Source organism: Halopseudomonas laoshanensis (assembly GCF_008365385.1).
GTDB lineage: Bacteria > Pseudomonadota > Gammaproteobacteria > Pseudomonadales > Pseudomonadaceae > Halopseudomonas > Halopseudomonas laoshanensis.
Genome location: NZ_QOVF01000009.1, coordinates 67,173 through 86,326, shown reverse-complemented (window position 1 = coordinate 86,326; position 19,154 = coordinate 67,173). Strand labels below are relative to the sequence as shown.

Annotated in this window: 11 protein-coding genes; all 11 read left to right on the top strand. The window is 53.7% G+C overall.

What is annotated here, in order from left to right:
* Positions 1-322: 322 nt before the first annotated feature.
* The 11 genes from glmS to DT594_RS17730 all read left to right on the top strand — a co-directional run bounded on the left by glmS (position 323) and on the right by DT594_RS17730 (position 19,028).
* Positions 323-2,152 (top strand): glutamine--fructose-6-phosphate transaminase (isomerizing), encoded by a 1,830-nt coding sequence (glmS, locus tag DT594_RS17780; protein ID WP_149334383.1) that lies wholly within the window; start codon positions 323-325, stop codon positions 2,150-2,152.
* Between the two features lie 400 nt (positions 2,153-2,552).
* Entirely contained in the window at positions 2,553-4,634 is a 2,082-nt protein-coding gene (locus DT594_RS17775; protein ID WP_149334382.1) for a type VI secretion system Vgr family protein, read from the top strand.
* Positions 4,627-5,502: a DUF4123 domain-containing protein gene (locus tag DT594_RS17770; RefSeq protein WP_178091577.1), complete on the top strand. Its 876-nt coding sequence runs from the start codon at positions 4,627-4,629 to the stop codon at positions 5,500-5,502. Before DT594_RS17775 ends, DT594_RS17770 begins: the two co-directional genes overlap by 8 nt.
* On the top strand, positions 5,499-9,038 hold the full coding sequence (locus tag DT594_RS17765; protein WP_149334378.1) for a toxin VasX: 3,540 nt from the start codon (positions 5,499-5,501) through the stop codon (positions 9,036-9,038). Before DT594_RS17770 ends, DT594_RS17765 begins: the two co-directional genes overlap by 4 nt.
* Positions 9,025-10,170, top strand: a complete 1,146-nt coding sequence (locus DT594_RS17760; protein WP_149334376.1) for a hypothetical protein — start codon at positions 9,025-9,027, stop codon at positions 10,168-10,170. The genes DT594_RS17765 and DT594_RS17760 overlap by 14 nt, the downstream gene beginning before the upstream one ends.
* Before the next feature lie 436 nt (positions 10,171-10,606).
* Positions 10,607-12,304 carry a coiled-coil domain-containing protein gene (locus DT594_RS17755; RefSeq protein ID WP_149334375.1) on the top strand — a complete coding sequence of 566 codons (1,698 nt, stop codon included), beginning with the start codon at positions 10,607-10,609 and terminating at the stop codon, positions 12,302-12,304.
* 142 nt (positions 12,305-12,446) lie between these two features.
* On the top strand, positions 12,447-14,663 hold the full coding sequence (locus DT594_RS17750) for an AAA family ATPase (RefSeq protein ID WP_149334373.1): 2,217 nt from the start codon (positions 12,447-12,449) through the stop codon (positions 14,661-14,663).
* A gap of 24 nt (positions 14,664-14,687) precedes the next feature.
* Positions 14,688-15,485: a hypothetical protein gene (locus DT594_RS17745; RefSeq protein ID WP_149334371.1), complete on the top strand. Its 798-nt coding sequence runs from the start codon at positions 14,688-14,690 to the stop codon at positions 15,483-15,485.
* 398 nt (positions 15,486-15,883) lie between these two features.
* Complete coding sequence (locus DT594_RS17740; RefSeq protein ID WP_149334369.1) at positions 15,884-16,561, top strand: 3'-5' exonuclease; 678 nt, start codon at positions 15,884-15,886, stop codon at positions 16,559-16,561.
* A 206-nt stretch (positions 16,562-16,767) separates the two neighbouring features.
* The gene (locus DT594_RS17735) at positions 16,768-17,952 is read left to right on the top strand and encodes a zinc-binding dehydrogenase (RefSeq protein ID WP_149334368.1); all 1,185 of its coding nucleotides are present in this window, start codon (positions 16,768-16,770) and stop codon (positions 17,950-17,952) included.
* Entirely contained in the window at positions 17,949-19,028 is a 1,080-nt protein-coding gene (locus tag DT594_RS17730; RefSeq protein WP_149334366.1) for a proline racemase family protein, read from the top strand. Before DT594_RS17735 ends, DT594_RS17730 begins: the two co-directional genes overlap by 4 nt.
* Positions 19,029-19,154 lie beyond the last annotated feature (126 nt).

Below are 19,154 nucleotides of genomic sequence, written 5' to 3'. Positions count from 1 at the left end.
CAGTTGAAAACGTACGACGTTGTCTTGTCATGGAACACCTCAGCTATGGCGGTAAATTTACCACCCATTTCGGTGTCCGGGATTAGTAGACCACTACACGCCGCACTCCGTCACCCCCGACACACCCCACCTTTCCCGGCCCACTCGTCCCCACATTTCCGGCCCACTCACCGCGCCAATTCCCGCTCCCACTCCCGTCATTCCCGCGAAGGCGGGAATCCATCTTGTCCTCCATCTGTCCACCCAACACACCCACCCCACTCCAAACTCGCCTGATAGTGCTAAACTGCGCCTCTTTGCTTTCAGCCCCAAGGACATCACCATGTGCGGAATCGTCGGCGCCGTCGCCCAGCGCAATATCACCCCAATTCTGATTGAAGGCCTGCTGCGTCTTGAGTATCGGGGTTACGACTCAGCCGGTGTTGCCGTTCTTGCCGAAGGTAATGGCATTCAGCGCGTACGGGCGGTCGGTAAGGTCATCGAGCTGCAGAACGCCCTGCAAGCTACTCCCGCCACTGGTCACCTGGGCATCGCCCATACCCGCTGGGCCACACACGGCAAACCGGCTGAGCACAACGCCCACCCGCATATGTCCGGCAAGCTGGCGATCGTGCATAACGGCATCATCGAGAATCACAGTCCGCTGCGTAAAAAACTGATTGAGCTCGGTTACCAGTTCACCTCGGAGACCGACACCGAAGTTGTCGCGCACTTGATCGCCCATTACTACAGTGAAAGCCACGACCTGCTCGACGCCTTCCGCACTGCACTGGGCGAACTGCACGGCGCTTACGCGCTAGCCCTGATGCACGAAGACCAGCCAGAAACGCTCTACTGCGCCCGCATGGGCAGCCCGCTGGTTATCGGCCAAGGCAGCGACGAGCACTATATAGGCTCCGATCCGCTGGCCCTGCTGCAAGTGACCGACCGCTTCCGCTACCTGGAAGAAGGCGATCACGCGCGCCTGACCATCAACACTTGTGAAATATGGGATCGCGATAACCTCAGCGTCGACCGCCCGTTGACCCGTTACGAGCACGCCGCCCATAGCCTGGAGAAAGGTGAATACCGCCACTACATGCTCAAGGAAATCTTCGAGCAGCCCCAGGCCATCCGCGACACCTTGGCAGGCATTGTCGGCGACGATCACGTACTGACCGCGATCCTCGGACCTGACGCAGAAACCCGACTGGTCGATATCGCCAACATTCATATCGTCGCCTGCGGCACCAGCTATCACGCCGGTCTGGTAGCGCGCTACTGGATCGAAGACCAGGCAGGCATCCCCTGCACCGTCGAAGTTGCCAGCGAGTACCGCTACCGCACCGTCGTAGTGCCGGATAACACCCTGCTGATCACCATTTCCCAGTCCGGCGAAACCGCCGACACTCTGGCTGCGTTGCGCTTCGCCAAGGACCAGGGTTATCTTGCCACCCTGGCGATCTGCAACGTTGCCGGCAGCTCGCTGGTACGCGAAGCCGACTGGCGCCTTCTGACTCACGCCGGCCCGGAAATCGGTGTCGCCTCGACCAAGGCTTTCACCACCCAACTGGTCGCCCTGTTATGGCTGACCACCGCCCTGGCCCAGGTGCGCGGTAAACCAGCTGATCAGATCGCCGCCAACGTAAAAGCGCTTAAGGACCTGCCTGCCATCATTGAGCAGGCGTTGACCCTTGAACCCCGCATTACTACCCTGGCAGAGCGCTTTGCCAACAAGCATCACGCCCTCTTCCTGGGCCGCGGAACGCATTACCCCATCGCAATGGAAGGCGCGCTTAAACTTAAAGAAATCAGCTACATACACGCTGAAGCTTACGCAGCAGGCGAACTTAAGCACGGCCCACTGGCCCTGGTAGATGAAGACATGCCTGTCGTCAGCGTCGCCCCCAGCGATGCCCTGCTGGAAAAGCTCAAGTCCAACCTCGAAGAAGTCCGCGCCCGTGGCGGCCAGCTAATTACCTTCGCCTGCGAAACCATCGATCAAACCAACGACAGCAATCACGAGATCATCAACCTCCCCTTCGTAGAAGGTTGCATCTCACCGATTCTATATACCATCCCGCTGCAACTGCTCAGCTATCACGTGGCACTGGTAAAAGGCACCGACGTAGACAAGCCCCGCAATCTGGCCAAGTCCGTCACAGTGGAATAACCCCCAATGGATCCCCGCCTTCGCGAGGATGACAACTCGGTGGCGATGAGAAGTTACGGTTTATCGCCCTAGCCACAGAGGCCCACCAATACTCCCGTCATTCCCGCGCAGGCGGGAATCCAAGCGGTCTGGACCAACTATCACCAGCCTCCCACCCAACTCGTCATTCCCGCGAACGCGGGAATCCATTTCGACCTTGAGTGCAGCTCCTCCCGCCCGCACGCTCTATCTGCGCAACATCTTGCGCACATATCCCCTTGATCTTATTGATCTTTCTTCCAGCCTAGACCACCCGTTTTGCCGACTGGCTCACACAACTCCACACCCCAATCTGCGATAATCTGCGCGCGCCCAGCACGGCCGCTTTCGCTTTCAGCCCTACCAGCACAAGGAACATCGGATGTTCGCCGCCGCCAACCAGGCCCACTTCACCCTCGATATTCCCGGCATCAGCCACGACTTCAAGGTCCTGTCCTTCGAAGGCGTCGAGCACATCAGCCAGCCCTATCATTTCCAACTGGAGCTGGTCAGCGAACGCCCGGACCTGGAGATCGACCGCTTGCTGCCACAACCGGCCTTCTTTAGCTTTGCAGGGAATGACAAAGGCATCCACGGCCTGATCCACCGCGTCGCCCAGGGCGATGCAGGCAAGCGACTGACGCGCTACCATATCGACTTGGTGCCACACCTGTTTTATCTCGGGCACCGCACAAACCAGCGCATCTTCCAGCACCTCACGGTGCCGCAGATCATCGCCCGAGTGTTAAGCGACCACGGCATCCAGGCCGATGCCTACCGCTTCCAGCTCAATACCGACTACCCGCAGCGCGACTACTGCACCCAGTACGACGAAGCCGACCTGCATTTCATCCAGCGCCTGTGCGAAGAAGAAGGCATTCACTACCACTTCGAACACAGCACCAATAACCATCTTTTGGTCTTCGGCGACGACCAGACCAGCTTCCCGAAACTGGATCGCCCCACCGCCTATACACAAGACAGCGGCCTGGTCGCCGATGAGCCAGTGATCAAACGCTTCGCCATGCGCGTGGAAACCCGCCCCAGCCGCGTCACCCGACGGGATTACGACTTCGAAAAGCCGCATCTGCTGATGGAAGCCGCGCACAAGACCGAACAGCCGGTCGAAGGCGATCAACCGCCAGTACCGCTACCGGATCTGGAAGACTACGACTACCCCGGCCTGTTCAGCGAACGCGCCCGCGGCAAGCACCTGGCCAAACGCAGCCTGGAACGTCATCGCAGCGATTATCGTCTGGCCGAAGGCAAAAGCGACGTACCTACGCTGATCAGCGGCCACTTTCTCATCCTCTCCGAACACCCCAGAGCCGACTGGAACGATCTGTGGCTGATCACTGGCATCCAGCATCAAGGCAAACAGCCGCAGGTACTGGAAGAGTCGGTCACCAGCGACGTCAAAGCATCAGATGGCTTTACCCAGGGCTACCGCAACCAGTTCACCGTTACCCCCTGGGATGTCCCCTTCAGACCACAGCTCGCCCATCCCAAACCCAAAGTCCTCGGCAGCCAAACCGCCGTCGTTACGGGGCCGGAAGGCGAAGAAATCCACTGCGATCAATACGGCCGTATCAAAGTGCAGTTTCACTGGGATCGCGAAGGCCAGGGCAACGACCAAACCAGTTGCTGGCTGAGAGTCTCCTCCAGCTGGGCCGGCAACCAGTACGGCGGCATCGCCATTCCGCGCATCGGTATGGAAGTCCTGATCACCTTCCTCGAGGGCGACCCCGACCAACCCCTGGTCACCGGCTGCCTCTACCACAAGACCCATCCCGTTCCGTACGAGCTACCCGCACACAAAACCCGCAGCGTATTCAAAACCCTGAGCACCGCCCCGGGCGGCGGTGGCGACGGGTACAACGAACTGCGTATCGAAGATAAAAAAGGCGAAGAACAGATCTACCTGCACGCCCAGCGCGACTGGGACGAGAACATCGAGCACGACCAGAAGATCCGAGTCGGCAACGAGCGCCACGATCGCGTAGAGGCCAACAGCTACAGCGATTTCATGGCCGAAGAACATCACACTACTCACGCAGACAGAAAGACCGAGATCAAAGCCGATGACCATCTGACCGTCGGCAACAATCAACACATCAAGCTGGGTACCGGCCAATTCGTCGAAGCCGGCCAGGAAATACACCTATCCAGCGGCATGAAAGTCGTACTCGAAGCCGGCAGCGAAATCACCTTCAAAGTCGGCGGCAGCTTCGTCAAGCTGGATCCCAGCGGCGTAACGCTGGTAGGCCCTAGTGTGAAGATGAATTCCGGGGGTAGCCCTGGTGCCGGTAGTGGTGCAGTTCCGTTGTCACCGGGAGATGTACAGGCGGCGGATAGTGATGTGGCGGGCAACCTGTTGGTGGTGAATCAAAAGCAGGCGCTCATGCAGAAAAAGCCCTTGTGTACTATTTGTGATGCGCAAAATGAAGGAAGCGCCAATGCATGATATAGCGTTAGCCAACCTTCCCTGGCATTTGAATGGCTATCTTTTGATCGACGGAATCAGTGTCGAGAGCCTTTCGAAAAAGCTCTATGAGTGGTCGGACTTACCGGAGTTCGAAGTCCTTTATCTTGAAACCTCGTGGGCTGAACTAAGTGATGTATCACCGCTTTTAGTCAAACTGAAAGGTGCCTCGGACCCTATTCTTGCCGAATTTCTAGCACACAAAGCGGACGAATGGGGGTATCTGCTCTTCAGTTCAAAGGAAAGCCAAGAGGTAACCATCCACCTTCGCAAACTAATAAGTGTGGAGCACCCTGCGGGCAAAGCTATGTTGTTGAGATTGGCCGACCCGGCAGTGGCAAATGCCTTGTTTGGACTTGCCGCAGAGAACAAGCATTCCGAGTTGTTTGGGCCAATTGATCAACTACATGCTTATGATGCAATAAGCAGGTATTGGCATTCGCATCAGCGGCCAGGAGCCAAAACTGTTTTAAGCAGACTGCCGTATCGGCTAAGCGAAAATGAACTTGCCGTACTGGGGGAGATTGATTTTCGGCAAACAGTTCGATGGCTACAAAGCCACATGAATAAACATTTCCCTCATTTCGTATCAGAAATACCTGATTTAGAGCAATGGAACAGGATTTATCAACTGGCAGACCAAGCTTACCAAGCAGGCTTTACCAGCGAGCGTGATATAGGGCTGTATGCCAATGTTTTTGGCTTTTTAGGGCAGGACGCGCTAGAGCACCATCCGGACATCGCCGAGCTAGTGACTAAACCAAACCAGCAATCACCTTCACAACGTATTGAACAAGCAGCCAACCTCGCAGAATCGAGAATGGCTCTGCTGGAAAGGAATCCCATATGACAGCACAGCAACCTCCGCGTAACAGTCAAGCCAACGAGGCTGCAAATGCCAGGAGCTGCCATGACAGCCGGACAGCAACGGCTGCATGCCCACTTATGAGCCTGAAGCTGCAGCTAGTTCCTTTACGTTACGGAATAGTTGAACACCTGGACCCTAGCAGCGAAGTGGCAATGCCATACTCTCTGGAGTCCCGTCCCATGGGCGTGCGACAACTGCGCGATGGATTTCTATACGTTATCGAAGAACAAACTGGTTATCTCCATGAATACGAGATCGCCGGTGGGAACTTGAACAAATTGCTATGGCAAGGCGCAGAGGTCAGCTCCAACACCCGCACAACCAGCGTCGGCCCTGCCAAGCTCGTATTTCCACGTCGAAGTACACTGCATGTGGCCTACTCGGAGGTTCAATGGACTGCTGCCAAGTGCTCGCAAGTCCTCGGCAGCGGTGAGGAACGTCGTCACTTCATGCAACAGGTCAATCCAGGTAGTGCGAACCCCGCAACGGGAGGCACCCATCTAATGACTTGGCTGCAAACCGAACGCTGGCTAGCGGAAGTTGCTGAAAACCATCAAGAAGTAGAGCCCCCCGAGCTGCCAGAAGGCGCAGACCCTGACGAAAACCTACCATATCTTTGGGAAACACCGAGCCTGTTCAAAGAAACGTCGATTGATGCCCTTAAAGGCCAGGTGCTCGCTGACTACAAAGACGACTCACTCTGCCTCGTCATCAGGGATGATATTGGGGTAATGCGCGATCTAGCCAACTTCCAGGACAATGTGGTGGGCTGGATCGACGACTGGGCAGAGGGCGGTGAGCAACCTGCGGCCAATGAACGTGATTATATGTTGGCGTGTTATATCGAGTCACTGTCGCTAATGACCCCGCAGGCATTGGACCAGATAGGTGAGTTTGCCGAACAGCCTGATATTCAAGCTTTGTTCGAAGATCTGGAGAAGCTTCCAGAGCCTCAACAGGGGCAAACACGACAAAGCTTGATTGATTGGCTTAATGTGGGCAGCAACCAGGGTCATTTGCCCAGAATAGATGATTCCTCTCTCCCGACTGAGCTTAGACGCAGAATTGATGCGATTTACAGTCAACTCAACTCATCAAACGGCATCAGGATTGTTGCGCAAGCTGAGGCAGCGGTAGAGGACTATTACTTTAATCAGTGCATGGCGAATGCCGATCCAGCATTCGTTGAGCGCCACAGACCAGCAATAATTCGCGTCAAACGCGACCATAATAAACGCGTTAAAGGCATACTTACTGGTGTCGATTTGGGCCAACGCGGCATCAATGACCTTATTGACAGGCCGGCAATGGACGCCGCTCTTAAGCGCGATCGCGCCAATCTGAAGCGCTGGAATGAATTGCTGGACGCCATTACTGCTGATCGCCTGCAAATGGTCACCAATAATCGCTTCCATCTTGCTGCCTGGTACTACGACAGCACAGAAGCCCAGCAAATTGGGCTGGCTTTCAGTGCTCAATACGGATGCTTGAAAGATATTTGCCGCAGCGATCATGCCGTCGAAGCCATTCATGACTGGCTTGAACAACAGCCAGATCACGATCGCCCCCTGTTTTTCACACTGCCCTTGGCCGCCCAAATTGATTTGAGCGCTAAATTGGCCACTTTGAACGATGCTGCCTACAAACTGGTAACCCTTACTCCCGAGTGGGTGAACAGATTGCGGGATATTGAAAGACCCTTTTTGCCAGCCCTGGATGAACTACCTGAGAGCTCACGCGTACTTGGTCAAAGTGCGCATCAAGCGTTAAGCCCTGCATTAGCGCATGGGTTCTCCCGGGCACTGAGCCAGGCATTGCAGGCGACCCGTCTTGACCAGATTCCCTCTATGGAAGAACTGTTTTCTGGCCTATCAACTCCTAATGTCAGACGGATGTTTGATGCTGCACGGATTGAAGGTGTGACCTTCACTGTGGGCGACGTCGATGATTTGGCTGCGCTACGACAAGAAATCTCTGATGTTTTTGAGGCTCAAGCTGAACAAACGAGATTACGCAAGAGACACAGCAATGCCAAAACGAATTCCGGCCACAAGTCTCCGGCAGCCCAGCAGGCATTGGCTGAATTCCAGGAGGCACGCAATTTGCACCGTGCAGCTGAGAACAGACTCTTCGAACGCCTAAGCCCGATTTCCAGGGTGTCCGATTCAGGCATTCGCCTGAGTGCTGCCAGCGCAGCGTATCCCGGCCTTAGCTTGGTATTTCCAGACGCACAACATCGCGTAGCCACCGGCATGTGGCGCAATGTGAAAATGGGTTATCTACAAGCCCCCGCAGTGGGCATGCTGGGCGATGGAGCAGGGTTATTGATTGCCATAGTTCAAGCCGTCAACTTGGTAAACGTTTTGCGCGAAACTGTTGCACAGAACGCCAATACCAGAGACTGGTCAGACTTTACAGAAGCTCTTTTTGCAACTGCTGCATCCGGCTTTATGGCTGTTCAGGCAATTACTGACACTGCTCTCAAAGCACGTAGCACATCACTGTTGAGCAGTTTGAAAAACTATGCGGTAAAAGACGTGCATGTTTTGATGGGCAAACTGCATGTTAGGTTGGGCTTAGCGGGTTACGGTGCTATGTTCGTTGTTGCGCTTTACTCTGCTGGACAACACCGTGCCAACTGGACAGCGGCAGTTAGGTCAGGCAACAGTGCTGCGCAAAATGGAGCTATTACTGCCATGATTGGTGCTGTTGGAATGGCAGGCGCCAGTGGCTACGGGCTGGTCCATACGACCCATGCCGGCATCTCAGTATTCCGTGGAAGTTCTTGGGCAGTTGCCGGCCCGCGCCTATCTACGGTCTTTTTCCGTGTCAACCTTGCCGGCGCGCTCTTTACTGTGCTCGAACTGGGCGGCACCTGGTGGTACAACCGACACAATCTCAGCCACCATGATGCCTGGCTGCACGCAACGCCTTGGAGCCGTGATGCCGATAAACGCGGCAACCTCTCTCTGACAGATTACCAGGATCAACTTCAATCTATCCTGCACGTTCCGGTTGCTGAACTGCGACATACCAGACAGGGGAACTGGATAAGTGGCATGCTCGGCGCCTATCAGGGAGTTGAGGTAGACATTCAATTGCCAGGACTGAGTCGCTCAGCTCTGCTCGCGCCCGTGGGAACGCCTGCACCGGTTCAGCTGTCATTGGCTGGCTATCAGATCCGCAAGGAGGGTAGAAGGAACGTCGAACGCTGGCAACCCATCAGCGAAGACTTGAACGTAAATACCGAGATGAATAGTACGGGACCGTTACAGTTGAGGATTTCCAGCCCTGCCTTTCCAGAAAGCAGTGCCAAGCTTGATCTGCTACTGGTCTTGAGTATTGAGACCCTTGATTCTGAAGGTCGTTACAAATCGCAAGAGCACAGCATTCGTCTCAGAACCCAAAGTGAAGGCCTCTACCCTGCCACTGAACAGCACATTAGTGGCGCACCCGCTCCCAGGATTATTCTGGATCCGCATTTTCTGACACAACAGGCCAGCAATGACCAAGCGTAACAATCCCGCTCCGCGCGAATACCTCAAACATAACCCCAAGGCGGGTGACAAACAGCCTTTTCCATCAGGGGTTATCACCTATCTGGCGCCTTTGCCTCTGCCTACTCGCCATCCCGCCACAGATTATCAACAAATTGTCGGGGTACTTAATGATACTTATCTGGTGTACGGTTCGGGACGAGCAACGGTGTCTTCATGGCAGGTGATACTTGGTGGGCCTCTTACCATTTTTGTATTGTTTGTACTTATACTTCCTCTGGTAGCTGCAGGTGGTGCACTTTTAGTGGGTGGAACTTGGTTCGACGCCAAAGATTTCTTTTACAACACCCATCTTGAAGCTTTCAATGTTGCCACTTTGGGCAGCATTCTTATATCTCTGATCACCCTATGTACTTGGTATTTTAGTCGCACTAAAGAGCGAGATCTTATAGCCCCCCGCTTCAATCGCCAACGTCGAGAGGTTTGCTTTGTGCCCGAGGGCGGAAGTAAAGCTTATACCGTACCTTGGGAGTCACTTTCCGTCTGGACCACGGAAGCCCAAGGAGTAACCCAGTATGGTGTGCAGCGGCAGTATGCACTCGGCATCGGCTTTCACGATACTGCCAGTGGTCGCGACTGCATTCTTGAATACCCCTACCCTGCCATACCCCTGGCAATCAGTGCCTGGGAAGCCCTGCGCGCCTATATGGAATATGAAGTGCATAGCCTCGAAGACATCCACGTCGAGGATGAGCTCCATGAGCCCGGCGATCCGCCCTATGAAGGGCTACACACCTTTCGCAACGCCCGACGTCGTCTGCACCGGCGCTACCGAGATGGCGAGGTGGGTCTCTGGATGATTTTTGGCTGGTACCTGTACCACGTCATGACGCTATGGACCTTGCCTGCTTTTATCGCACAGCGAGAAGCACTGTGGTTACAACGCCGTCCCCAAACCTCCGTTCCGAAGAAAATGGCGCAGTGGTCAGAACCTTTGCCAGAGGACCAGTGGGCCAAACCAAGCGAGTTGTTGAAGCGTCAGAGCGCTGCGGTAAAACGAGTATGGGCCAAGAAGAAACAAGCGCCTCTCGCGGCTGTTTTTGCTGAGGCGCGAAGTCTGACCGGCGACAAAGAACTTCAAAGGGAAGTTTAAAGCACCCGCCCATTCGGGTTTAAAGTCCAGTCATACACAAAACCTGTAATTGCTGAATGAATCAAAAAGGGTCAGTTCAACCTGACCCTTTTTATGGGGAATAGCTTTTTATTACTGCTATCAAATGATTAGTTCAAACTAGCTTTTTAACTTTCGATTTAAAGTGATAATCCAGGCTAGGCATACACTGATTAACCTAAATGACACACTCCATCCTCGACGAGCCGTCACACTGAACTCAAGCAAGCAGCTTTCCTTTTGAATCACAACGTGACGGCACTCTGCAAAAAAGCGACTGACTTTATTTCCTCAAAATGCCTACTGCGTCACATTCACGCCTGGCCGACAATCCGCTTTGCCCTATAATGCGCGCTGCAGTAGGCGAATGCTTAACGAGCGATATTAACGAAATATTCAAATTTCAAGGAAGATAACAATGGCAAAAGGTGCAGCCAAAGGCAAAACATCAACATCGCTCGCGGATGAAGCGGTCGAAAAATATACCAAAAAACGCGTGGTCGACACCGCCGAAAAATCTGACGAAAGTGCCATTTCCAATCAGTTTTCTCAAATCGAAAGCAATCCATTTCATCAAATCGTTGTTCAATCAGACGCCTCGCCTTCCGAAAAAAAAGACGCTGTCGCCAGAGCATTAGCCTATAACGAGGCAGAATCAAAAGAGGAGAACGAGGCGAGACTCGCCTCTTTTGAGCAATTCAAAGAATACTTGATGGCCTACCGGAAAGAGATGTCGAAAGAGATTATTCGTCTCGCCGACACCGAGGCCTTTTCTGAGCTGCAAGCGGTTTTTGAAGACATGAACTCTGCACTGCTCGACTTTGAAGTGCAAATCACTCCCCTTATCGAAATTATTGATGCTGTGCATCGCCTGAACATGGCCAGCGATGGTGCCATGTACGATGTGTTCAAAGAAATTCAGGAAGACAAGGAAGAAGAAGAGCGCATTAAACAGGCACGCGCCGAGCAGGAAGCGGAATTGAATACGCTTGAGGCCAGCATATTGGAGCTGAATCAGGATATCGCTGCCTTGCATGAAGAACGTTCCTGGTTCGGGATGGGAGGCACGAAGAAAGTCGCGCTGCAGGAGATCGCACGCAAAGAAGTACTCATTGAAAACAAAAAAACTGAAGTTACATCATTGCGCGAAAAGATTGAAAACACGACCTTTAGCCGTGAGTCGAAGTTCGCTGAATTTTCCACCGAAAAAGAGCAATTACGTGAACTGCTGGACATCACGTCTGAAGAACATAAAGATCGTCAAGAAAGCTTGGTAAAAGCGGCTTTGAATTTTGTAAATACAACAGACGAGCGTACCGGTTCTGTTCTAGGCCGTATGGATAAAATCAAATCACAGATTAAAAGTGTCGATACCGTCAACGGTAACATGAAGCGCATTTTTGCGGTCGTCAGCGACGGTATAAAAGATGCCGAGACCAGCAATGCCGATCTATCAAACCAGTTCAATGTGACACCCGAGGAAGAAACCACGTTAGCGCAATATGAGCGTGAAGATAAACTCGAAGCGGTGAATGAACACATTGAGGCGTTAACCGCATCCAAGGTGGATACCCTAAGCACCCTGGGTGAGTTGCAGGAAGAAAGCATGAACATCAAGTCCATGCGCGATACAAACAATCAGCAAATTAGCCATACACGAAAAATGCACACCAGTGGCACCGCTGGCATCGCAAGCCGCTTAAGCACCGTGTTAACTGCCGTCTCGTCCGCCGCTTTGAATGAAGCGCGTACAACAACGCAAAACACGTTGAGCCATATGAATACCATTACGCATGGCATAGCGCAAAACGAGGCAATTAAAAATGCCACTAATATGCATCTGCAAAATGATGAACTCTCCAAAGCGATTGAGCAGTTAGCAACCTACAAAGACATCAGTGACAAAGCGACAGAAATTACCCGCGCGGCATTGGAAGAACAAAAAGTTCTCCAACGTGAAATAGAAGCAACAGCCGCAGATTTAGCTGGCTCCATCAAAAAAGCAAAAGGAGTTACTGCCGAAGTAATGAACGAAGGGGCCACGGCTACTGCTGGACAAGTAGCTAAAACCCCGGCTCAAGAGGCTAAAAGCCCTTTTTCCGACTTTAAACTGTAAGCATAGTTGGCCCTGACTTTTTTAATCTAATTCAGGGCCAATACCTCTACCAGCACTTACGCGCTGGTTTTGGTGCCACAGATATAAAGAGTAAAGGATTTGGCGTGTAAGCCAGCGAGCCAAAACGGAAACGAGATACCCAATGTCCGAACAAACAATTACCCCGATACACGATCATCTAATACGCGGTCATGATTACCTGGCACAGCGCCCTGAATTTGCGTTAATTGGCCGCCTGGAAACAATACAACAGCTAACCGCTATTCTAACGCGACGGCACGCAAACAATATTTTGTTGGTTGGTTCCGGTGGCGTAGGCTGCTCGGCGCTGTGCCTGGGCCTAGAGGAGCGTAAATCCGCACAGGACGCTCCCTACGATCTGATCAGTAAACGTTTTTTCTGGCTGGACAGTGATGGCTTATTCACCTCCGGCAACCCAAACACTATTAATGACAGTTTCCAGAAAACCCTAAAAACGCTAGCTCGGACACCCGATAGCGTATTAATCATTGATGACATGCGAGATTTTATCGAGGCGTCACGAAGTAACGGTGCTTCCAATCTGATTAATGCGCTCATGCGCGCCGTGCGGAAAAAAGACACGCAAGTTATTATAGAAAGCCGCGATGCAGATCTGAATGTGGTGCTGAGCGCTCATTCAGATATGCGCGAATACTACACTGTGCTGGATTTAGGTGAACCGGCTGCCGATGAGCTGACCGAGATTGTTGCTCAAACCGCGCGCCGCAGATTGGAACCTTTCCATAAAATTCGCATAGCCGATTCGGCCATAGCCGCCGCGCTGGAATTAACCGAAAAATACCGTGTGCGCGATATGGGTCTGAACCGAGCTCAACCGGAGCGTTCGCTTACGCTGCTGGACCGCGCGTTAACCAGCTATCGGCTACGAGCGCATTCAAAAGACCCGAGAATAGTGACGTTGGAAGCCGAACTGGAAACACTAGCGCAGGAAGATCCAAGCGCCGCTCGTATAAATGAACTGAAAGCGAATATCCAGGCTATTTCGCAAAGCTGGCAAACACGGCAGCACACCATAAAGAAGCTGTTCCAGGAATTGCGCAGCGGCGAAGAAGGTATTCGCCGGTTAGAGAATGAACTGGAAACGCAGCTAATAAAAGAAGCTGACGACCGGCAGAACGCAGGCGCCGACCAGGAAGCCACCAACAGCACCTCTGCTGTGAATCGATTTATGCTCGATACAGTGAATCTCGACTCAGACATAATTACCCGCATCAAACAAAAGATGGCCCAATACGAAGCCTTGGTTAAAGAAAAGAAAGACGAATTTGAAGCGCAGACCAAGGAAATCAACGATCAGCTAGAGCTGAAACAAGAACAGGTACTCATTGAGTTCAGCTCCATATCGCGTATTCCTGTGACCAAACTTACCCAGGACGAGCGGAAAAAGCTGCTGCACCTCGACGCCCAATTGGCAAAGCGTGTTTATGGCCAGGAGGTCGCAGTAACAAAGCTCGCCAACCAGGTACGTGTTGCAAAGGCAGGATTGCAAGCTCCCAATAAGCCGCAAGCGGCGTTCCTGTTTTTGGGGCCGTCCGGTGTCGGCAAAACCGAAATTGCGAAAGCCCTGACAGCCGAACTATTTGATGACGAAAACGCATTGCTACGGTTTGATATGTCTGAGTACATGGAGAAGCATGCGGTCGCCAAATTAATTGGCGCACCTCCGGGGTATGAAGGCTACGAAGCCGGGGGTATCTTAACCAATGAACTACGTAAAAATCCGCGTCGAATCATCCTGTTTGATGAGATCGAAAAAGCACACCCTGATGTTTTCAATGTATTTCTACAAATACTCGATGATGCTCGGCTAACCGATAACCGAGGTTTGACCGTCTCGTTTAGAGACACCATCATCTTGATGACTACCAACATTGGTACCCAACACTTCCTGGGCGAAAGCAATTTCGCTGTAGCAGAAGACTTGGCCCTGGCAGACCTGGAAGATGTATATCGGCCTGAGTTCCTGAACCGGTTCAATGGTCGGCAAAATATTGTTTGTTTTAAAACACTGGGTCTTTCGATTATTGAAATGATCGCTACGCGTGAAATCAGTAAGCTGAATGAAATGGTTCAAGCCACCATGCCCAACCTCACCATCGCCATGGATACTAAAGCACTTTCTGCTATGTGCCGTGACCATTACAAACCCGTCAATGGCGCACGGGGCATTACCGGTTATATCGAAGGTGTTATCAAACCTGAAATTGCCAACACCGTACTATTTGCAGACCAATCCAGTGGCACCATCACCATCGGATACGACGAAGCAGAGCGCTGCGCGGTAATGAGTTTGCCAGATGGTCAGCGTGTTGAATAACCGCCTCTCTAAAGGAATGTGACGATGCCAGAACAAGATCCTTTAGTAGAGCGGGCTCGCAAAATAGAAGAGGCGACCAACAGTCGAGCTAATAGCGTGGATAGGCGGCCGGCATGGGTGGGTGGCCTTGACCGCTCGCTCAAGCTTAAAGGCGGCTTACTCAAAACCTATGACATGTTTACCGTTATATTAAACAAGCTGTCAACAGTACTGCGGTTGATCTGGTGGCTGGTCCGCAAGCTATTCAGCTTTGTCGGCAAAATCTTTCGTTGGGCCGCGTATGAGCGCGAAGATGGCAAAGTAAAGCTACAAGATAACGGCCAACCGATTTTTTCAGGCAGGCAATTTATCATTCGCTTTATGGGTATGGTGGCGTCGGTGTGGCTGGTGCATATAGCACTGTCGGCGGTTTATTTCTATTCCACCGCTTTTGAAGAGCTGGTCTATACAACCGGTAAGCAGGAAATTGAAACCGGCGAGTTATATCAGTTTACTGGTTGCACCTCGTTACCCTGCAGCACGGCGTTGGCAAACGGTAAATTCTATCAAATTACAGAAAGTTGGTATTTTCCTTACCTGGTTTATCCGGAAGAAAATGTATTTGCCAACATTCCGCAGCAAGATGCCGCCTGTTTCGTAAAAGGCTATGGGCTCTACTTTCGCCGGATGAAGTTTATTCACCGTCGATTGCAGTGGTACCAAAATATCTACAGCGTAGCCTGCCGGCCTTATACGGAAGAAGAAAAGGAAAAGGCCGTCAATTCAGGGCAAGTAAGACCTGTGAACGAAGAAAGTCTAAATTCCTCAAGAAATAGAACATGACAGGGCAGCGCGCCATCCACGTTATTGGATCGTTGGTCCCCTGTCATCCTCGCGCAGGCGGGGATCCAAACGGATTCTCCGTCAGACACTGAAGATGCGCTCAGGATGGATGCTTTCTATTGTCGCTAGACCGCTTGGATTCCCGCCTTCGCGGGAATGACGGGGGTGGGCTGGGAATGATCGAGTAGGGGGCGGGAGATGCTGGTTGGGGGTCAACTGGCAAAAGCAGCCAAATCTACCACCACACACGGAACCAAATCCCCAACCCACGCTCGTACGTAAAATGTGACACCAACGTCACGAGACCTTAATCAATCCGCCTTGATTGAAGCGCATCATTCGCTTCTCAAGGCGGCGCTGCGTGATGCAGCGAGACTTCAGTTATCAGGACCAGTCAGATGAACGCGCTACTCAACTACGCCCCATTGCCCGTATTATCGGCCTATAACGCCCTGCAGCAGTCAGTGATTGATCAGGCGCGCAGCTGGATTCTGGGTGACTCTCTGGTGCTGGATTGTGAAACCTGCGGCCTGGGCGAGGCAGCTGAGATTATCGAAATCGCGATCATGACCATGGGTGGCGTATTGTTGTTCAACTCGCTGATCAAGCCATCCCTCCCCATTCCGGAAGAAACCACAGCCGTGCATGGCATCACGGATGACATGGTCGCCAACGCCCCCACCTGGCCGGAGGTGCATGACAAGGTGTGGGAGCTGATCAAAGGCCGACGAGTGCTGGCATACAGCGCGGCTTTTGACTTCGGACGGCTCGATGTCATGGCGCGTTTATATGGTTTGGATTGCCCGACGGTCAGCTCACGTACTGCGGGCCGGATAGAGCTGTCGGACGGCACTTCATGGGAGTGTGTGATGCAAGCCTATGCGCAGCTCTGGCAAGAGCCGACAGCAAGCGCACAGAGTGCAGATGGGTGGCGTTGGAAAGCCCTTACCGAGGCTTGCCGAACGCAGGGCATTCCTGTTGGCCGTGCTCATCGCGCGCTTGAGGACTGCTTGATGACTCAGGCTTTGGTCAATGCCATGGCTGGGGAACCGGCTACGCGGGCTAATACGTTCTGAGGACTATAGACCACACCGCAGAATGGATCCCCGCGTTCGCGGGGATGACGGGGTGTGGTGGATCCTTGCACTCGCGGGGATGACGGGATGTGGCGGATCCACGCTCTCGCGGGGATGACGAAGGTGGAAGAAGACACCCAGCGAATCCCGCAGCACGCCAGAAGTTTGTTAAGGTCGGGGTAGATACCCCCACCAGGAGGCAGACGATGGCGCACGATCAGTCAGAGCCCAGCAACCACAACATCCCCGATACCATGGCAGCGATGCTGCTGACCGGCCACGGCGGCATCGACAAGCTGGTTTATCAGCAGGATGTTCCCACGCCCCGGCCGGGCAGCGGCCAGGTCTTGGTCCGCGTCACCGCAACCGCCAAGAACAACACCGACCGCAAGGCCCGCGAAGGCCTCTACCCGACCAAAGACAAGACCGAAACCACCTCATTCCAGACGGGTGGCACCCCTACCCTGACCTTTCCGCGCATTCAGGGCGCAGACGTGGCTGGGCGTGTTGTAGCAGTTGGCGCGGGCGTTGACAGCGAGCGCATCGGAGAGCGTGGTTTGCTGGATTTCAATCTATATGCTGATGAGCGACGCGATATCAATCTGACCCCCGACTACTACGGCCACGGTGCGGACGGCGGCTATGCCGAATATATCGCCGTGCCAGCCGATCAGTTCCACACCATCAATAATCCCGAGCTGAGCGATGCCGAGTTGGCCTCGATGGGTATGTGCTCCTATCAGACCGCGCTGCACATGCTTACCTCCGCCGGCATACAGGCTGGTGAACGCGTATTGGTTACCGGCGCCAGCGGCGGCGTGGGTACCGCGCTTATCCAGCTGTGCCGCATTATCGGCGCTATCCCCTACGCGCTTAGTCAGCAAGACAAGGCAGACGCATTGATCAAGCTAGGCGCTGAGGCGGTGCTGGATCGCACCAACATGCAGGATTTCACCGGTCAGATCCGCGCCCTTACCCAAGACAAGCCCATCGACGCCGTGATGGACCTGATCGGCGGCGAGATGACCGATCTGTTTATCGACAGCATGATCTTCGACATGAACAGTCGCACCAGCTACCCGCGCCTGAGCATTGCCGGCGCCAGCGGTGGGAATATCAGCGAAATCATGTGGACGCGGATCTATCTGTACCAGGTGCAGATTTTTGGCGTATCGCACGGTACCCGTGAAGAAGCCGAGCAGCTGATCGCCTGGATTCGCAGCGGCGAACTAAAACCGGTATTGCATGCCGCGTTCAAGCTATCGGAGCTGCACCGCGCCGAAGAATATTTCGTTAATCGTGGCAGCCATTACCTGGGCAAGATCGTCATTGTGCCGGACGCGCAATGGCAGCAGCACGGCGCCCCCTATGCGTTAACGGAGAGCCCATGAGCACCGAACTGACCCTGCAATTGATCGACACCCATGCCGGCGGCGACGTTAGCCGTATTGTGATCGGCGGCATTAGCCGCCTGCCCGGTGACACCGTGCGCGAACAGATGCACTACCTGCGCGATGACGCCGATGGACTGCGCAAGTTGTTGCTCAACGAACCCTATGGCATCCCGGAAATGTCGGTGGACTTGCTCGTACCCGCCACGCTTCCAGAGGCGCAAGCGGGCTATATCATCATGGAGGTCATGGGTTACCCGATCTATTCCGGCTCCAACACCATCTGCACCGCAACCGCGGTGCTGGAATCCGGCCTGGTGCCCAAGCAGGAAGGCCGCCAGCGCTTCTCGCTTGAATCCCCCGCCGGCCTGGTACAGATCGAAGCCCAGGTGCGGGATGGCGTGGTCGAATCGATCACCTGTGAAGGCTTGCCCAGCTATATCCACACACACAACGCCAGTATCAATGTACCCGGCATTGGCCGGGTGAATTACAGCGTGGCTTACAGCGGTGGCTTCTATGCGCTGGTAGATGCGGCAGAGCTGGGATTTTCCCTGACCCGCGAAGAAGAGCGAGCGCTGAATGACTGCGCCTTTGCGATTGTCGAGGCGCTACAGGCCGAGCGCGGTTTCTCGCATCACACGTTGGGGGATGTTGGCCCGTTACCGTTTTTGCACTTTATGGGGCCGGTGGATCAGATCGCTGACAACTTCTATCGCTCCCGCTCGACCACCTACGTGCATCCCGGCGTCATCTGCCGCAGCCCCACCGGCACCGGCACCTCTGCACGTTTAGCGCTAATGCACCATGAGGGGCGTATTCGAGCGGGCGATAAACTGGAAACCGTATCGCTAAGGGATACGGGCTTTATAGGTGAGATGACTGGGACACATTCGTCCGGGACGCGATCGTCTGGGACATGCCCGTCGGGGACGCATGAGTCCGGCACGCATCAGATGGTTGAGAACACCATCACCGGGAGAGCCTACGTACTGGCCCGCTCGGAGATTGTCATCAACTGCGATGACCCGATGGTTGAGTGCAGCGGGTTAAGGCATATTCTGACCTCAGGGTAACGCTACCCCTTCCACCCCATTACTCCGTCATCCTCGCGCATGCGGGGATCCATTTTGATTTGGGTGTGCTGATGGCCTGGTGTAGCCCGAAAGTCAGAATGGATTCCCGCCTTCGCGGGAATGACG

Bases quoted from the DNA above. Each gene is read 5' to 3' on its own strand.
- glmS (WP_149334383.1), top strand. From the start codon at position 323: ATGTGCGGAATCGTCGGCGCCGTCGCCCAGCGCAATATCACCCCAATT.
- DT594_RS17775 (WP_149334382.1), top strand. From the start codon at position 2,553: ATGTTCGCCGCCGCCAACCAGGCCCACTTCACCCTCGATATTCCCGGC.
- DT594_RS17770 (WP_178091577.1), top strand. From the start codon at position 4,627: ATGCATGATATAGCGTTAGCCAACCTTCCCTGGCATTTGAATGGCTAT.
- DT594_RS17765 (WP_149334378.1), top strand. From the start codon at position 5,499: ATGACAGCACAGCAACCTCCGCGTAACAGTCAAGCCAACGAGGCTGCA.
- DT594_RS17760 (WP_149334376.1), top strand. From the start codon at position 9,025: ATGACCAAGCGTAACAATCCCGCTCCGCGCGAATACCTCAAACATAAC.
- DT594_RS17755 (WP_149334375.1), top strand. From the start codon at position 10,607: ATGGCAAAAGGTGCAGCCAAAGGCAAAACATCAACATCGCTCGCGGAT.
- DT594_RS17750 (WP_149334373.1), top strand. From the start codon at position 12,447: ATGTCCGAACAAACAATTACCCCGATACACGATCATCTAATACGCGGT.
- DT594_RS17745 (WP_149334371.1), top strand. From the start codon at position 14,688: ATGCCAGAACAAGATCCTTTAGTAGAGCGGGCTCGCAAAATAGAAGAG.
- DT594_RS17740 (WP_149334369.1), top strand. From the start codon at position 15,884: ATGAACGCGCTACTCAACTACGCCCCATTGCCCGTATTATCGGCCTAT.
- DT594_RS17735 (WP_149334368.1), top strand. From the start codon at position 16,768: ATGGCGCACGATCAGTCAGAGCCCAGCAACCACAACATCCCCGATACC.
- DT594_RS17730 (WP_149334366.1), top strand. From the start codon at position 17,949: ATGAGCACCGAACTGACCCTGCAATTGATCGACACCCATGCCGGCGGC.